Consider the following 16,229-nt stretch of genomic DNA (forward strand, 5'->3'; position numbering starts at 1 on the left):
TGTCCAAAGAAGAAGGCGGCCGTCACACTCCGTTCTTTAACGGCTACCGTCCGCAGTTCTACTTCCGTACGACCGACGTAACCGGCGTGATCACCTTGCCCGAAGGCACGGAAATGGTTATGCCTGGCGACAACGTGCAGATGGCTATCGAATTGATTACCCCCATCGCCGTTGAAGAAGGCCTGCGTTTTGCTATCCGCGAAGGCGGCCGCACCGTCGGCGCCGGCGTAGTTACCGCAATCAACGCGTAACTTTGGTGAGTTGTTACAGTGCAATAAACACATGCTTTGCCTGAGCGTGGTTACTGCGTTGCGGCAAGCGCCAACCCGGGGAGCGTCAGCTTCCTGGGTTGTTCTTTGCCGGGCGTGAAGACGCATGGAATGTTGTTGACAGCCTAGGGGAAGTGTGCTAAATTGTATTAGTAACGTTTGCAATATAATGATTTTTGCAGGTAAGAGAGGTACAGACGATGCGTAACGCGATTACGTTGGCTTGTACGGAATGCAAACAACGCAACTATCAGTCCAATAAGAACAAGAAAAACGATCCTGATCGTATTGAACTGAGCAAGTATTGCAAGTTTTGCAAGAAACATACCGTACACAAAGAAACAAAGTAAGGTCAGGCTCGTAATTGGATAGGGGTGTAGCTCAATTGGTAGAGTAGCGGTCTCCAAAACCGTTGGTTGCGGGTTCGATTCCTGCCGCCCCTGCCAACCTATTGCTTGGAAGACGAGGATGTGAAACGATGGCTGCTCAGGAGACTGCGGCGCAAGGAACTGCGCAGTGGAAACGCTTTTTCCGTGAAGTTCGGGCAGAACTTAAAAAAGTGACTTGGCCGACCCGCAAGGAATTGCTTTCGTATACAGGCGTAGTATTTGTTGCCACCGTGGCAGTAGCCATGCTGATTTGGATCATCGATGCCGGCTTCAGCGGGTTGTTGCGTGCGGTGATCAAGTAACTAGGAGATAGGGGGAAGGCCCCCTGTGTGAAAAGGCGATGGATTCTGAAAAGATGTGGTATGTAATCCATACCTATTCTGGTTATGAAAACAAAGTAAAAGCCAACTTGGAACGCAAAGTGCAGTCCATGGGCATGGAGAATGAGATCTTTAACGTTCTTGTGCCGATGGAAGACGAAGTGGAAATCAAAGATGGCCGTAAAAAAGTAATCAAGCGCAAAGTCTTTCCAGGCTATGTTCTGGTGGAAATGATCGTGAACGATCGTTCTTGGTATGTTGTGCGCAACACGCCGGGAGTGACAGGCTTTGTTGGCTCGGGAACTAAGCCCATTCCTTTGAGTGAAGCGGAAACGCGTCAAATTCTTCGTTCCATGGGAATGGAAGAAAAGCCCAAGGTGGACTTGGAACTTTCGCAGATGGTCCGGATTAAATCTGGAGCATTTGAAGGTTGGGAAGCTAAAGTTGTGCATATTGACCCGGAGAAGGGTAAGTTGCGCGTGCTTGTTGATATGTTCGGCAGGGAAACTCCTGTGGAACTTGATTTTACTCAAGTTGAAAAGATATAATCTTTGAAATTATCCTTTAGATAGATCGTTGTAACCACAATGAGGAGGTGGAAAAAATGGCAAAAAAAGTAATCAAACTCGTGAAATTGCAAGTTCCCGCAGGCAAAGCCACTCCGGCGCCTCCGGTAGGCCCTGCGTTAGGTCAAGCTGGCGTGAACATCATGGCGTTTGTAAAGGACTTCAATGAAAGAACAGCCGCTCAGGCGGGTCTGATCATTCCGGTTGAAATCACCGTTTTTGAAGATCGTTCCTTTACCTTCATTACCAAGACTCCTCCGGCTGCTGTATTGCTCAAAAAAGCTGCTGGTCTGGAAAAAGCGTCTGGTGAGCCGAACAAAAAGAAAGTTGCAAAACTGCAGCGCGACAAAGTTCGTGAAATTGCAGAAAGCAAAATGGCGGATTTGAATGCCGCTAGCGTGGATGCTGCAATGCGTATGATTGAAGGCACCGCTCGCAGCATGGGCATTGACATCGTCGACTAAGAAGGTGTCTTGTGGGAGGATTATTCCGTAAGTACCACATAGGAGGAATTTTAAATGGCTAAATTCGGTAAGAAGTATCAAGAAGCCGCCAAATTGGTGGAAGCTGACAAGTTGTATGAAGTTGCAGAAGCTTTTGAGCTTGTCAAAAAAATTGTTACTGCTAAATTCGACGAAACCGTTGAAGTGGCTGTAAAATTAGGTGTTGATCCTAAACATGCGGATCAGCAGGTGCGCGGTGCAGTAGTATTGCCGCACGGCACTGGCAAATCCAAGAGCGTTCTGGTTTTTGCTAAAGGCGAAAAAGCCAAAGAAGCCGAAGCCGCTGGTGCTGACGTTGTCGGCGCCGAGGAATTGGTGCAAAAAATCCAGGGCGGCTGGACCGATTTTGACGTAGCTGTCGCTACGCCGGATATGATGGGTCTGGTAGGTCGCTTGGGTAAAGTCTTGGGACCTCGCGGTTTAATGCCGAATCCTAAAGTTGGTACGGTTACGCTTGATGTAACTCGCGCCATCAATGAGATTAAAGCTGGTAAGATCGAATACCGTACCGATAAAGCTGGTAATATTCATGCTCCGATCGGCAAAGGTTCTTTCGAAAGCGCTAAGCTTTTGGAAAACTTCCAAACTCTCATTGAAACTTTGAACAAGGCGAAGCCTTCTGCTGCTAAAGGACAGTACATGCGTGCCATTACTGTCAGCACGACGATGGGACCTGGAATTAAAATTAATCCTACTCGCGCTACGGCAGGCAAAAAAGAATAATTGACTTTCTCGGCTGTAGAGAGCAGGCGCTTTTGCGCGTAAGGACGTTAGTCCGCCTGCAGAGGTTGAGGTGGTTGTATAGGTATGAAAGTAATTTCGTATTTTGCGACCTCTCGGCTTCAGCCGAGAGGTCGTTTCTATTTCAGCAATCTAAAGGAGGTGGATGAAATGGCCATAACCGCTGCAAAACAAGCGACAGTAGCAGAACTGAAAGAAAAACTGACCAGTGCCAAAGGCGCTGTATTAGTAAACTATCGTGGTCTCACTGTTGCTCAAGACACTAAATTGCGCCGTCAACTGCGTGAAGCTGGCGTGGACTACCGTGTTGTCAAAAACACGATGACCCGCATTGCTGCTCAGGAAGCGGGCCTGGAAGGTTTGGACGTCTATTTGGAAGGTCCGACCGCCATGGCAATTTCCACAACCGATCCTGTAGCTCCTGCCAAAATCATTACTGATTTTGTGAAAGAGCATAAACTACAGGTATTGGAAGTTAAAGCGGGCTTGGTGGAAGGTAATGTCATCGATGAAAAAGGTGTCAAAGCCCTTGCCAGCTTGCCGTCCCGGGAGGTCCTTATTGCCAAGATGCTCGGCAGCATGCAGTCCCCGATCACGGGCCTGGTCAACGTGCTCCAAGGAAACATCCGCAATTTGGTCTATGCATTGGATGCAGTTCGCCAACAAAAAGAGTCGGCGTAAGGCATAAAGAAGGCCGATGGCCTTCCAAGTTTCTGTTAGCAAAAATTTAAACATTTTGTTTGGAGGTATATGACATGACTAAAGAAGAAATTATGCAAGCCATTGAGAACATGAGCGTTCTCGAACTGTCCGAGCTGGTGAAAGCTCTGGAAGAAAAATTCGGTGTTAGCGCTGCTGCTCCCGTAGCTGTTGCTGCTGCTCCGGCTGCCGGCGCTGCCGCTGCTGAAGAAAAAAGCGAATTTGACGTAATTTTGGCTAACGCTGGCGCTAGCAAAATCAACGTAATTAAAGTAGTTCGCGAAGCTACCGGCCTGGGCTTGAAAGAAGCCAAAGAACTGGTTGACGGTGCTCCGAAAGCCATCAAAGAAAAAGTTGCTAAAGCTGACGCTGACGCTCTGAAAGCTAAGCTTGAAGAAGCTGGCGCTACTGTTGAAGTAAAGTAAGCTTTTTTAAAAGACCATCCTGTTATACAGGATGGTCTTTTTTTATTTTCTTCTTTTAATGGTTCGCTGTTTAAATGGAAATTAATTCTTGAATTGTGCGGTAAAGGTAAACTTCATCGCAACAAGCCGATGTTTTTTGCAAAAACAATTGACAAATTAAAGAAAGAATGGTAGCATAATAAAACGCGATATCTTTTACCAAGCAATAAAGAATAGCAGTATCTGGGATTGGCGTCGCCAAGCGAAATGGAATGGAGATTAACAAAGCAGAACGACATGCGTAAGGAGTAACTTCTTGCGTTTGAAAAAGCAAGGTATGTAGAAAAGAACGATACCTTGTCTTTTTTCGTTTTCCATTACCACATGCCTTTGGCGGCTTTGTTGTGCTATGCCGGTCTAAGGACTGCCGCGACGCCTGGTGCCTTGGAATTTATTCATTTCGTGTAAGGGGTGAAGGGGTTCATGTTCAAACCTGTTCCTGTAGGAAAGAGAGTCAGGTACAGCTATGCAAAGATTGACGAAGTACTTGACATGCCCAACCTGATCGAGATTCAGAAGCGGTCATATGAGTGGTTTTTGGAAGAAGGATTGCAGGAAATCTTCCAGGATATCTCGCCCATTCAGGATTTTACGGGCAATTTGCAGCTTTCCTTTGAAGGCTTCTCCCTGGGAGAACCAAAGTATTCCGTTGAGGAATGCAAAGAGCGGGACGTTACTTTTGCGGCGCCGCTCAAGGTGAATGTGCGTTTAATCAACCGTGAAACCGGTGAGATTAAAGAGCAAGAAGTGTTCATGGGTGAGTTTCCGTTAATGACGGAAACTGGCACGTTCATTATTAATGGCGCAGAACGTGTTATTGTTAGCCAGTTGGTTCGTTCTCCTGGTGCTTACTATGGGGAAACGATTGATACCAGCGGTAAAAAACTGTATCATGCAACAGTCATTCCGAATCGTGGCGCGTGGTTGGAGCTGGAAACAGATGCCAATGACGTGATTTCTGTGCGCGTTGACCGGACTAGAAAACTGCCGGCCACTATTTTGGTGCGTGCTTTAGGCTATGCATCCAATAGTGTCATTGCAGAGCTTTTTGCTGAAGACACGCGTATTCAGGCCACGTTGGAGCGTGACAGCACCAGCTCGAAAGAAGAAGCGCTGGTGGAAATCTATAAACGTCTGCGTCCCGGTGAACCGCCGACAGTAGAAAATGCGCAGCAGTTGTTGGAATCGCTGTTCTTCGATCCGAAGCGGTATGATCTGGCGACAGTTGGCCGTTACAAGCTCGGCAAGAAACTGGGGTGGCGGCGGCGTTTGATGGGCAAGACGTTGGCCCAGCCGTTAGTGGACGAGTCTACCGGGGAAGTAGTGGCGGAAGAAGGGACTGTTCTTGACGAGCAGGCTTTGAATGCCGTAGAAGCTTCCGGTTTATTTGAAGGCGATCGCCTGAATGTGGCTTATATTCGCAATAAGGAAGGCCAGGCTATTAAAGTCATTGCCAATCCGAACTTGCCTTATCAGCACCGGACGATTACACGTCAGGATATTATTGCTTCTATTAACTATCTGTTGAATTTGATGGATGGATTCGGCAATACCGATGACATTGATCATCTAGGCAACCGTCGTCTGCGTTCCGTCGGCGAACTCTTGCAAAATCAGTTCCGTATCGGTCTTTCTCGTATGGAACGGGTTGTTAAAGAGCGTATGACCATTCAAGAGGTCGAAGGAATTTATCCGCAGGCTTTGATTAATATTCGCCCTGTTGTGGCGGCAATTAAGGAATTTTTTGGTTCCAGTCAGCTGTCTCAGTTTATGGACCAAACCAATCCTTTGGCGGAATTGACGCATAAACGTCGTCTCAGCGCCTTGGGACCTGGCGGTTTGAGCCGTGAACGCGCCGGCTTTGAAGTCCGCGACGTTCACCATTCTCACTATGGCCGTATGTGTCCGATTGAGACGCCGGAAGGTCCGAATATCGGTCTGATTGGCTCGCTGTCTACGTTTGGCCGTATCAACGCTTTTGGCTTTATCGAAACTCCTTATCGGAAAATCGACAAGGTCAATCGTATTGTTACGGAAGAAGTGGTCTATTTGACTGCTGATGAAGAAGATGAAGGCATTTGCGCCCAGGCGAACGAGGAAATTACGCCCGAAGGCTGGTTTGCCCATCCGCGCGTAACGGTTCGTTATCGTCATGATACGTTGGTAGTGCCGGCAGAGCAAGTCGATTATGTTGACGTGTCTCCGAAACAGGTTGTATCCATTGCTACGGCGATGATTCCTTTCTTAGAAAACGATGATGCCAACCGTGCTCTCATGGGCGCGAACATGCAGCGTCAAGCCGTGCCGCTTCTGCGGACGCAGGCGCCGCTGGTCGGAACCGGTATGGAATATCGTGCCGCCTGTGATTCCGGCGTTGTAATTCTAGCGAAAAGCGACGGTGTGATTGAACGGGTTAGCGCGTTGGAAATTGGTCTGCGCTGTGATGACGGACGTCTGGAAACCTACCGGATGACCAAATTTATGCGTTCCAACCAAGGAACTTGCATTAACCAAAAACCCATTGTTCGCAAGGATGAACGCGTGGTGCGCGGCCAAGTGCTGGCGGACGGACCTGCGACTGACCGGGGCGAACTGGCCTTGGGCTTTAACGTGCTGGTGGCATATATGCCATGGGAAGGCTACAACTACGAGGATGCCATCCTTTTGAGCGAAAAGCTGGTCAAAGAGGATGTCTATACTTCCATTCATATTGAAGAATATGAGTGCGAGGCTCGGGATACCAAACTGGGGCCGGAAGAAATCACCCGCGATATTCCCAATGTGGCGGAAGAAGCTTTGAAGGATATCGACGAACGCGGTATTATCCGCATCGGCGCGGAAGTACGTCCTGGAGATATTTTAGTTGGTAAAGTTACTCCTAAAGGGGAGACCGAACTGACTGCAGAAGAGCGTCTGTTGCGGGCTATCTTTGGTGAAAAGGCTCGTGAAGTTCGCGATACTTCTTTGAAAGTTCCTCATGGCGAGGCTGGTAAAATCGTCGATGTGAAGGTATTTACCCGCGAAAATGGTGACGAACTGCCACCAGGCGTTAACCAGTTGGTGCGCGTTTATATCGCTCAAAAACGGAAAATCTCCGTCGGCGATAAAATGGCTGGCCGCCATGGTAACAAAGGTGTCGTTTCGCGCATTATGCGTGAAGAAGATATGCCGTTCCTGCCTGATGGCACGCCGGTGCAAATTGTGCTTAACCCCTTGGGCGTACCATCGCGTATGAATATCGGTCAGATTTTGGAAACGCATTTAGGCATGGCGGCGCATGCGCTGGGCATGCAGATCAAGCAAGGAGCGCCGGATATTGCTGAGCGTCTCGAAGGCTTGGGTTATGATGTGAAAGCGAAAGGTATGCCGCAGCCGGATGTTGCTGGTTTGCATTTAGCAACGCCGGTCTTTGACGGCGCAGGGGAAAGTGAAATTTTCCAAACCCTCCGTGCCGCAGGGCTGCCTGATAACGGTAAAACCGTATTGTATGACGGACGTACCGGTGAGCCTTTTGATAATCCGGTTACGGTCGGTTTTGTGTACATGCTGAAACTGGCTCACTTGGTTGACGACAAAATCCATGCTCGTTCCACCGGACCGTACTCGCTAGTTACGCAGCAGCCTTTGGGCGGCAAGGCCCAGTTCGGCGGCCAGCGTTTTGGCGAGATGGAAGTGTGGGCGCTCGAGGCCTATGGCGCAGCCTATACACTGCAAGAACTGCTTACGGTTAAATCCGATGACGTGGTTGGTCGCGTTAAGACGTACGAAGCCATTGTTAAAGGGGAAAACGTACCGGAGCCTGGCGTGCCGGAGTCCTTTAAGGTATTGATTAAGGAATTGCAAAGTATTGGACTGGATGTCAAGGTGTTAACCGAAGACGCTCAGGAAATACTCATTCGCGATACGGATGAAGACATTCAGGAAACGGCCAAAGAGTTGGAGCTGAACCTGGCGGGTGAAGCGCCGCAGGCTCCGGCCCACCCAGATAGCCATTACGCAGACTCGCCTAGCGAGGAAGCGGAAGAAACAAGCGATGAGCCGGATGTGCTGGAGGGCTTTGATATTATTGCCGAATTAGGAGATCTTTCTTCTGCTGAACCAGAACCTGGCGAGTTGGATGAAGATGGCCAAAAGGGTGCCTCCAAAAAGCTGAAATTAAAAGAGAAAAAGCTCAGTCAAAAAGATTTTCTGGCTGATCTTGAAAATTACGACGAGTAATTTGGGAAGGGAGTGACCACCCTTTGTTGGACGTGAATAACTTTGACTCCATGCGTATTGGATTGGCTTCGCCGGAACAAATCCGCAAGTGGTCCTATGGGGAAGTGAAGAAGCCGGAGACAATCAACTACCGGACCTTAAAGCCGGAACGGGACGGTCTCTTTTGCGAAAAAATCTTCGGACCCACACGCGATTGGGAATGCCATTGCGGAAAATACAAGCGCATTCGTTACAAAGGTATTGTCTGCGACCGCTGCGGCGTTGAAGTAACCCGCTCTAAAGTGCGCCGCGAACGAATGGGCCATATTGAACTGGCAGCGCCGGTTTCTCATATTTGGTACTTCAAAGGTATCCCCAGTCGGATGGGGTTGATTTTAGATGTTTCTCCCCGTTCTTTGGAAAAAGTATTGTACTTTGCTTCTTACCTAGTGTTGGATGCGGGGGAAACTTCGCTAATGAAGAAACAACTTCTTAGCGAAAACGAATACCGCGAAGCTAGGGATAAATACGGAGCTGCTTTTAAAGTTGGCATGGGCGCGGAAGCGGTCAAGCAATTACTGGATGAGCTGGATCTGGAAACCTTGAGCAAAGAGCTGCGCCGGGAACTGAAAGAAGTTAGCGGCCAGCGGAAAGTACGCGCCATTCGCCGTTTGGAAGTGGTGGAGGCATTCCGCAAGTCTGGGAATCGTCCTTCGTGGATGATTATGGACGTAGTGCCGGTAATTCCGCCGGAACTTCGCCCCATGGTGCAGCTTGACGGCGGGCGCTTTGCCACGTCGGATTTGAACGATCTGTACCGTCGCGTGATTAACCGTAATAATCGGCTGAAGCGTCTGCTTGATTTGGGCGCTCCCGATATTATTGTACGCAATGAAAAACGTATGCTGCAGGAAGCCGTCGACGCTTTGATTGATAATGGTCGTCGTGGTCGCCCGGTTACCGGGCCGGGAAATCGGCCCCTCAAGTCTTTGAGCGATATGCTCAAAGGCAAACAGGGCCGTTTCCGTCAGAACTTGTTGGGCAAACGTGTTGACTATTCGGGCCGTTCCGTTATTGTTGTCGGTCCGGAACTGAAGCTGCACCAATGCGGCTTGCCGAAAGAAATGGCCTTAGAGCTGTTTAAACCTTTTGTGATGAAAAAGCTGGTCAATGCCGGGCATGCTCATAACATCAAAAGCGCCAAGCGCATGGTGGAACGGGTGAAGCCGGAAGTGTGGGATGTGCTGGAAGAAGTTATCAAGGAACATCCTGTGCTGTTGAACCGCGCTCCGACGTTGCATAGATTAGGCATTCAGGCCTTTGAACCTGTCTTGACGGAAGGTCGCGCAATTAAGCTGCATCCGTTGGTATGTACCGCTTATAACGCTGACTTTGACGGTGACCAAATGGCTGTTCACGTGCCGCTGTCTGCAGAAGCGCAAGCGGAAGCACGCCTTTTGATGCTGTCGGCTCATAATATTCTTTCGACGAAAGATGGCAAGCCGGTAGCGGTACCGACGCAGGATATGGTTCTGGGCGCGTACTATCTGACTATTGTTAAGGAAAACCAAAAAGGCGAAGGCAAGGTGCTGTCTGATATTAACGAAGCCCTTTTGGCCTATCAGCATGAGGAACTTTCTTTGCAGGCGGAAGTCAAAGTGCGCATGAAAGTGCCTGCCTTTGTTCAGGAAAAACTGGGCATGGAAGTGATCGAGAAAGAACTGCTGGTTGTTACGACACTTGGTCGGTTGCTCTTTAATGAAGAGCTGCCCGAAGAGATCCGTCACTACTATCTGGAAGACGGCTTTATTCACCTGGGCAAGCTCATGGATAAAAAGGAACTAGGCAAGCTGGTGGCTGAGTCCTATCGCCTTTTTGGCAATTCGCGGACGGCTGCTATCTTGGATAGCGTCAAGCGTCTGGGCTATCATTATGCCTGCTTGGCTGGCGTAACTGTTGCCATTTCGGATATTATCATTCCGCCGAAGAAGAAAGAAATTTTGGCAGAAGCGGAAACGCAGGTTGACAAAATCGACATGCTGTACCGCCGTGGTTTGATTACCGAAGATGAGCGATACCAAAAAGTGATTAAGCTGTGGACGACAGCGACTGACGATATTACCAAAGCGATGATGGAAAACTTGGATCGCTTCAACAATCCGGTTTACATGATGGCTAACTCCGGCGCCCGCGGTAACATCCAGCAGATTCGTCAGCTGGCTGGTATGCGCGGTCTGATGGCGGATCCGTCCGGTCGGATTATCGACTTGCCGATTAAGGCGAACTTCCGTGAAGGCCTTACGGTTTTGGAATACTTTATTTCCACTCACGGCGCTCGTAAAGGTTTGGCTGATACGGCGCTTCGGACGGCGGATTCCGGTTATTTGACCCGCCGTCTGGTTGACGTGGCGCAGGATGTCATCGTTCGCGAAGACGACTGCGATGTAGTCGGCATTAACTTGGTGCGCGAACGGGCGCGTCTGGCTAAACAGGGACGTCTGAACTTGATTGAACTCAAAGAAAAGCTTGGCGGTCGTGTGACGGCGCAGGATGTGCTGGATTACAAAACAGGCGAAGTGGTTGTGGAAGCGGAAACGCTGTTGGAAGACGAGCAACTGCAGCTTATTTATGAAAGCGACATTTTGGATGTTACCGTCTGGAGCATCAATGAAGGTGAAGAAGACGAGTATGTAACGATTACCGTAGGCGAGACCGATGTGAATATCCGAAGCGCCATTCGGACTTCGATGATTCGCGATATGGTAGGACGTCCTGCCGAAGAGATTGTTCGTACAACTGAAGGCGAAGAATTGCTGCCTAAAGGCGAAATTCTTACGGAAGCCATGGTGGATACGATTTTGGACAGCGATGTCCGTGAAGTTAAAGTCCGCTGCAATGACATCCGCGGTATTGAAGTATCGGCCATTACTGAAGGCAATAGTGTTATTGAACCGTTGAAAGACCGCATCGTCGGCCGTATTGTGGCCGAAGAAATTGTGGATCCCGAATCCGGTCGCGTCATTGTGCCTTTGAATACGATGATTGATGAGACTTTGGCGGATGAAGTAGTCAAAGTCCGCAAAACCGTTAAGATTCGTTCCGTGTTGACTTGCCGCTCGCGTTACGGTGTATGCATTCATTGCTATGGCCGCAACTTGGCGACCGGGCATATTGTCGATGTCGGCGAAGCGGTAGGTATTATTGCTGCGCAGTCTATCGGCGAGCCTGGTACGCAGTTGACCATGCGTACGTTCCATACGGGCGGTGTAGCTGGCGATGATATTACCCAGGGTCTGCCTCGTGTTGAGGAATTGTTTGAAGCGCGCAAACCTAAACGTCAGGCGATCTTGAGTGAAGTGACCGGCGCAGTAGATGTCAAGGACGTCAAAGGCGCCCGCAAGGTTACTGTCATTACGCCCGAAGGGGAAGAGCGCATCTATCCGATTCCTTACGGGGCGCGTATCATCGTGCAGACCGGACATTCCGTGCAGCCTGGAGACCGTCTGACCGAGGGCTCTGCTAATCCTCATGACATTCTGCGCATTTGCGGCGTCGGTGCGACCCAGCGCTACCTGGTGTATGAAGTACAGAAAGTGTACAAATCTCAGGGCGTTGAGATTAACGACAAGCATATTGAAGTTATGGTGCGTCAGATGATGCATAAGGTTAAAATCGAAGAATCCGGCGACAGTGAAGTGCTGCCGGGTGAATATGTGGATGTTAACACCTTGGAAGAAGATAATGCATTGGTTGTGGAAACAGGCGGCGAACCGGCTGTGGGTCGTCCCATTCTGCTGGGCATTACCAAGGCTTCCTTGGCTACGGACTCGTTCTTATCGGCTGCGTCCTTCCAAGAAACGACTCGCGTGTTGACGGAAGCGGCTATTAAGGGCAAAATTGACCCCTTGCTGGGGCTCAAAGAGAACGTAATTATCGGCAAATTGATTCCTGCGGGTACCGGCATGAGTCGTTACCGCAACATTCGTATTATCGACCGTGAGCGGCCTATTATGGCGCCGGCGGATGAAATGGCGGATGAAGCAGTGAGTGATTTGCTCGAAAATGGCGAAGAGTAAACAAAAGCGCTCGAATTTTCTCTGAAAAAAATAATTATGTACAAAATACGCACGTCAAAAAAAGACGTGCGTATTTTGCATAATGGAGCTATTTGCCTGAAAATTTGCTGTAAAAAACAGTAAAAAGAAACACCTGGAACCGTGGAAATAAAACAAGGCGAAAAACATGAGAAAAATGGCATTTTCTTCACTGTTTTTTATTGACACTCCAGAAGGCTAGTGATAATATTAGGTAGTGCCTTGAAATAGAAGTGTAAATCTGCCTTTTGAAAGAACTCTTTCAAGCGAGGTGAGTGCGATGAAACCGGATGCTTTCAAGGTAAGCCGCAAGGTTGTCGGAATTAAGCAGGTAAGCAAAGCGGTAGAACGAGGCGAGGCGGTCACAGTTTTTGTGGCGGCTGACGCGGAGCCGCGATTAGTGCAAGGGCTGTTGGCTCTTCTGGAAAAGCACAATGTGCCCCTGGATGAATCGGCAACGATGCAAGAGCTTGGTCGGGCGTGTGGGATTGAAGTTGGCGCTTCGGCTGTGGCGCTTCTCCGCGATATGTGAGAGGGCGTTCTTTTTTTGTTAAACCTTTCGCGGTGGCAAGCTGCTGCGAAATGTTTTAAATTCTAAATCCCAGTGATGGGGAAGGAGGTGCAACAGTAATGCCGACAATTAACCAATTGGTTCGTAAAAGCAGAGAACAAATCGTGAAAAAATCGACTGCTCCCGCCATGAAGGAATGCCCGCAAAAGCGTGGTGTTTGCACGAGAGTATATACGACAACTCCGAAAAAACCGAACTCTGCTCTTCGGAAAGTAGCAAGGGTGCGTCTGACCAACTCGATCGAAGTAACAGCGTACATTCCTGGCATTGGTCATAACCTGCAGGAGCATAGCGTGGTCCTGATTCGTGGTGGCCGTGTTAAGGACTTGCCGGGTGTGCGTTACCATATTGTGCGCGGAGCTCTTGATTCCGCCGGTGTGGCCAATCGCAACCAGAGCCGTTCTAAATACGGTGCAAAACGTCCGAAGGCTGCGAAAAAATAAATTTCGCATGAGTAAGGTTTAGGAGGGGTATTATGCCGAGAAAAGGTCCTGTGCCGAAGCGTGACGTGTTGGCAGATCCGGTATACAACTCCAAGCTTGTAACCCGGTTCATCAACAAAGTTATGTTGGATGGCAAAAAAGGCGTTGCTGAAGGCATTGTATATGATGCATTCGAAGTAATGCGCGCCAAAACTGGCAAAGATCCGATGGAAGTATTCGAAGCGGCTCTGAAAAATGCCATGCCGGTCCTGGAAGTACGCGCTCGTCGTGTTGGCGGTGCGAACTACCAAGTTCCTGTGGAAGTGCGTCCTGATCGTCGCCTGTCCCTGGGAATTCGCTGGTTGGTAAACTACGCGCGTCTGCGCGGCGAAAAAACCATGATGGAGCGTTTGGCTGCCGAGCTGATGGATGCAGCGAACAGCACTGGCGCTACGATCAAGAAAAAAGAAGATACGCATAAAATGGCGGAAGCCAATAAAGCGTTTGCACATTATCGCTGGTAAAACAGGGTTGTGTTCAAGATAAGGAGTGAAAACAGTGGCCCGTAAGTTTCCTCTTGAGAAAACACGGAACATCGGCATCATGGCACATATCGACGCCGGCAAAACCACTACTACTGAACGCATCCTTTTCTATACCGGTCGGGTACACAAAATCGGCGAAGTGCATGATGGCGCTGCGACCATGGACTGGATGGTACAGGAGCAAGAGCGTGGGATTACCATTACCTCGGCTGCTACTACCTGCCAGTGGAATGATCATCGCATCAACATCATTGACACACCTGGTCACGTGGACTTCACGGTAGAAGTGGAGCGTTCCTTGCGCGTATTGGACGGCTCGGTAGCTGTTTTTTGCGCAAAGGGTGGCGTTGAGCCGCAGTCGGAAACGGTGTGGCGGCAAGCTGACAAATACAGCGTGCCTCGTATGGCCTATGTTAACAAAATGGATATCCTCGGCGCGGACTTCTTCCGTGTTGTGGATATGATGAAAAGCCGCCTCGGCGCCCACCCGGTGCCGTTGCAACTGCCGATCGGTTATGAAGACACCTTTAAGGGCTTCGTAGACCTCATCGACATGAAGGCCGTCATTTATACGGACGACCTCGGCAAAACCAGCGAAGCGACTGAGATTCCCGAAGACATGCAGGAGCAGGCGGAAGAATACCGCCAGGCGCTTCTGGATGCAGTGGCTGAAAGCGATGACGAGCTGATGATGAAGTACTTGGAAGGCGAAGAGCTGACTAAGGAAGAAATCAAAGCCGGCGTTCGTAAAGCGACCATTGCTTGCAAAATGACTCCGGTTTTCTGCGGTTCTTCTTACAAGAACAAAGGCGTGCAGCCTCTCTTGGACGGCGTTGTGGATTACATGCCTTCGCCGCTGGATATTCCGGCGATCAAAGGCGTTGACCCCGACACTGGCGAAGAAGATGAGCGTGCTGCCAGCGATGAACTGCCTTTCTCCGCATTGGCGTTCAAAATCATGGCAGATCCCTTCGTGGGTCGTCTTTCCTTCTTCCGGGTTTACTCCGGCACGCTGGCTTCCGGTTCTTACGTTTTCAACTCGACGAAAGGCAAAAAGGAGCGCATTGGTCGCATCCTGCAAATGCATGCTAATCGTCGTGAAGAAATCGAAATCGCCTACACTGGCGACATCGCTGCTGCGGTGGGACTGAAAGATACAACGACCGGTGATACTCTCTGTGATGAGAAGGCAAGCATTATTCTCGAGACGATGGTTTTCCCCGAGCCGGTTATCTCCGTCGCGGTGGAACCCAAGACGAAAGCTGACCAGGAAAAAATGGGTATTGCTTTATCCCGTCTGGCGGAAGAAGATCCAACTTTCCGGACCTACACCGACACGGAAACAGGCCAAACCATTATTTCCGGCATGGGCGAGCTGCACTTGGAAATCATCGTTGACCGCATGCTGCGCGAATTTAAAGTCGATTGCAGCGTGGGCAAACCGCAGGTTGCTTACCGCGAAACCATTCGCAAGAGTGTTGAAGCGGAAGGCAAGTTTGTGCGTCAGTCCGGCGGTCGCGGCCAATACGGTCATTGCTGGCTCAAATTGGAGCCGCAAGAACCTGGTGCCGGCTTCACTTTCGAGAACAAAATCGTCGGCGGCGTGGTTCCTCGCGAATACATTCAGCCGATCGAAAATGGCGTCAAGGAAGCTATGGAAAACGGCGTTGTAGCCGGCTATCCGATGGTAGACATCAAAGTTACCGTGTTTGACGGTTCTTATCATGATGTTGACTCCTCGGAAATGGCCTTTAAAATTGCTGGTTCCATGGGCTTCAAAGCTGGTGCGGCAAAAGCGCAACCGGCACTCTTGGAGCCTTATATGAAGGTAGAAGTTATCGTACCGGAAGATTACATGGGAGACGTTATCGGCGACTTGAACTCCCGTCGTGGTCGCATTGAAGGTATGGAAGCCCGTGCGGGCGCCCAATCCATCCGTGCATTCGTACCGTTGGCGGAAATGTTCGGTTATGCTACTGACCTGCGTTCGCGTACGCAGGGCCGCGGCAACTACTCCATGGAATTCGACCATTACGAAGACGTACCGAAAAATATCGCCGAAGCGATTGTTGCCAAAGTGCGCGGCGCTTAAGCGAGCCATACTATATTCATAGCAAGGAGGCAATTCACAAATGGCAAAACAAAAGTTTGAAAGAACCAAACCCCATGTGAACATTGGCACCATCGGTCACGTTGACCATGGCAAAACGACTCTGACCGCAGCCATCACGAAAGTGTTGTCCAAAACCGGTGGCGCCCAGTTTATGGGTTATGACATGATCGACAAGGCTCCGGAAGAGCGCGAACGCGGTATTACGATCAACACCGCCCACGTAGAGTACGAGACGGCTAATCGTCACTACGCTCACGTGGACTGCCCCGGCCATGCTGACTATGTTAAAAACATGATTACCGGTGCTGCGCAGATGGACGGCGGCATTCTGGTGGT

At 49.8% G+C, this 16,229-nt stretch carries 15 protein-coding genes and 1 tRNA gene; all 16 read left to right on the forward strand.

Annotated features, from left to right (window positions below):
- On the forward strand, positions 1-251 hold a 251-nt coding region (locus C508_RS19095; RefSeq protein ID WP_018704733.1), incomplete at its 5' end, for an EF-Tu C-terminal domain-related protein.
- A gap of 218 nt (positions 252-469) precedes the next feature.
- Positions 470-619 (forward strand): 50S ribosomal protein L33, encoded by a 150-nt coding sequence (gene rpmG, locus C508_RS0116790; RefSeq protein ID WP_018704734.1) that lies wholly within the window; start codon positions 470-472, stop codon positions 617-619.
- Positions 620-639: 20 nt separating this feature from the next.
- Positions 640-715 (forward strand) — tRNA-Trp (locus C508_RS0116795).
- A gap of 32 nt (positions 716-747) precedes the next feature.
- Positions 748-960 (forward strand): preprotein translocase subunit SecE, encoded by a 213-nt coding sequence (gene secE / locus C508_RS0116800; RefSeq protein WP_018704735.1) that lies wholly within the window; start codon positions 748-750, stop codon positions 958-960.
- A gap of 38 nt (positions 961-998) precedes the next feature.
- Positions 999-1,526 (forward strand): transcription termination/antitermination protein NusG, encoded by a 528-nt coding sequence (nusG, locus tag C508_RS0116805; RefSeq protein ID WP_018704736.1) that lies wholly within the window; start codon positions 999-1,001, stop codon positions 1,524-1,526.
- Positions 1,527-1,582: 56 nt separating this feature from the next.
- Entirely contained in the window at positions 1,583-2,008 is a 426-nt protein-coding gene (gene rplK / locus C508_RS0116810; RefSeq protein ID WP_018704737.1) for a 50S ribosomal protein L11, read from the forward strand.
- Positions 2,009-2,062: 54 nt separating this feature from the next.
- Positions 2,063-2,770 (forward strand): 50S ribosomal protein L1, encoded by a 708-nt coding sequence (gene rplA / locus C508_RS0116815; protein WP_018704738.1) that lies wholly within the window; start codon positions 2,063-2,065, stop codon positions 2,768-2,770.
- 168 nt (positions 2,771-2,938) lie between these two features.
- Complete coding sequence (rplJ, locus tag C508_RS0116820; RefSeq protein WP_026319582.1) at positions 2,939-3,469, forward strand: 50S ribosomal protein L10; 531 nt, start codon at positions 2,939-2,941, stop codon at positions 3,467-3,469.
- A 74-nt stretch (positions 3,470-3,543) separates the two neighbouring features.
- The gene (rplL, locus tag C508_RS0116825) at positions 3,544-3,912 is read left to right on the forward strand and encodes a 50S ribosomal protein L7/L12 (protein WP_018704740.1); all 369 of its coding nucleotides are present in this window, start codon (positions 3,544-3,546) and stop codon (positions 3,910-3,912) included.
- A 462-nt stretch (positions 3,913-4,374) separates the two neighbouring features.
- Positions 4,375-8,169 carry a DNA-directed RNA polymerase subunit beta gene (gene rpoB / locus C508_RS0116835; protein WP_018704742.1) on the forward strand — a complete coding sequence of 1,265 codons (3,795 nt, stop codon included), beginning with the start codon at positions 4,375-4,377 and terminating at the stop codon, positions 8,167-8,169.
- A gap of 23 nt (positions 8,170-8,192) precedes the next feature.
- A complete protein-coding gene (gene rpoC, locus C508_RS0116840; RefSeq protein ID WP_018704743.1) occupies positions 8,193-12,224 on the forward strand; it encodes a DNA-directed RNA polymerase subunit beta' in 4,032 nt (1,343 codons plus the stop codon).
- A gap of 298 nt (positions 12,225-12,522) precedes the next feature.
- Positions 12,523-12,774 (forward strand): ribosomal L7Ae/L30e/S12e/Gadd45 family protein, encoded by a 252-nt coding sequence (locus C508_RS0116845; RefSeq protein ID WP_018704744.1) that lies wholly within the window; start codon positions 12,523-12,525, stop codon positions 12,772-12,774.
- Between the two features lie 98 nt (positions 12,775-12,872).
- Positions 12,873-13,256, forward strand: coding sequence for a 30S ribosomal protein S12 (gene rpsL, locus C508_RS0116850; RefSeq protein WP_018704745.1), 384 nt, complete (start codon positions 12,873-12,875; stop codon positions 13,254-13,256).
- 32 nt (positions 13,257-13,288) lie between these two features.
- Positions 13,289-13,759 carry a 30S ribosomal protein S7 gene (rpsG, locus tag C508_RS0116855; protein ID WP_018704746.1) on the forward strand — a complete coding sequence of 157 codons (471 nt, stop codon included), beginning with the start codon at positions 13,289-13,291 and terminating at the stop codon, positions 13,757-13,759.
- Positions 13,760-13,793: 34 nt separating this feature from the next.
- Positions 13,794-15,872: an elongation factor G gene (fusA, locus tag C508_RS0116860; RefSeq protein ID WP_018704747.1), complete on the forward strand. Its 2,079-nt coding sequence runs from the start codon at positions 13,794-13,796 to the stop codon at positions 15,870-15,872.
- Between the two features lie 40 nt (positions 15,873-15,912).
- A partial coding sequence (locus C508_RS19715) for a GTP-binding protein (RefSeq protein WP_215731990.1) occupies positions 15,913-16,229 on the forward strand: 317 nt, incomplete at its 3' end.

The sequence above is a fragment of the Anaeromusa acidaminophila DSM 3853 genome (assembly GCF_000374545.1).
Lineage (GTDB): Bacteria > Bacillota > Negativicutes > Anaeromusales > Anaeromusaceae > Anaeromusa > Anaeromusa acidaminophila.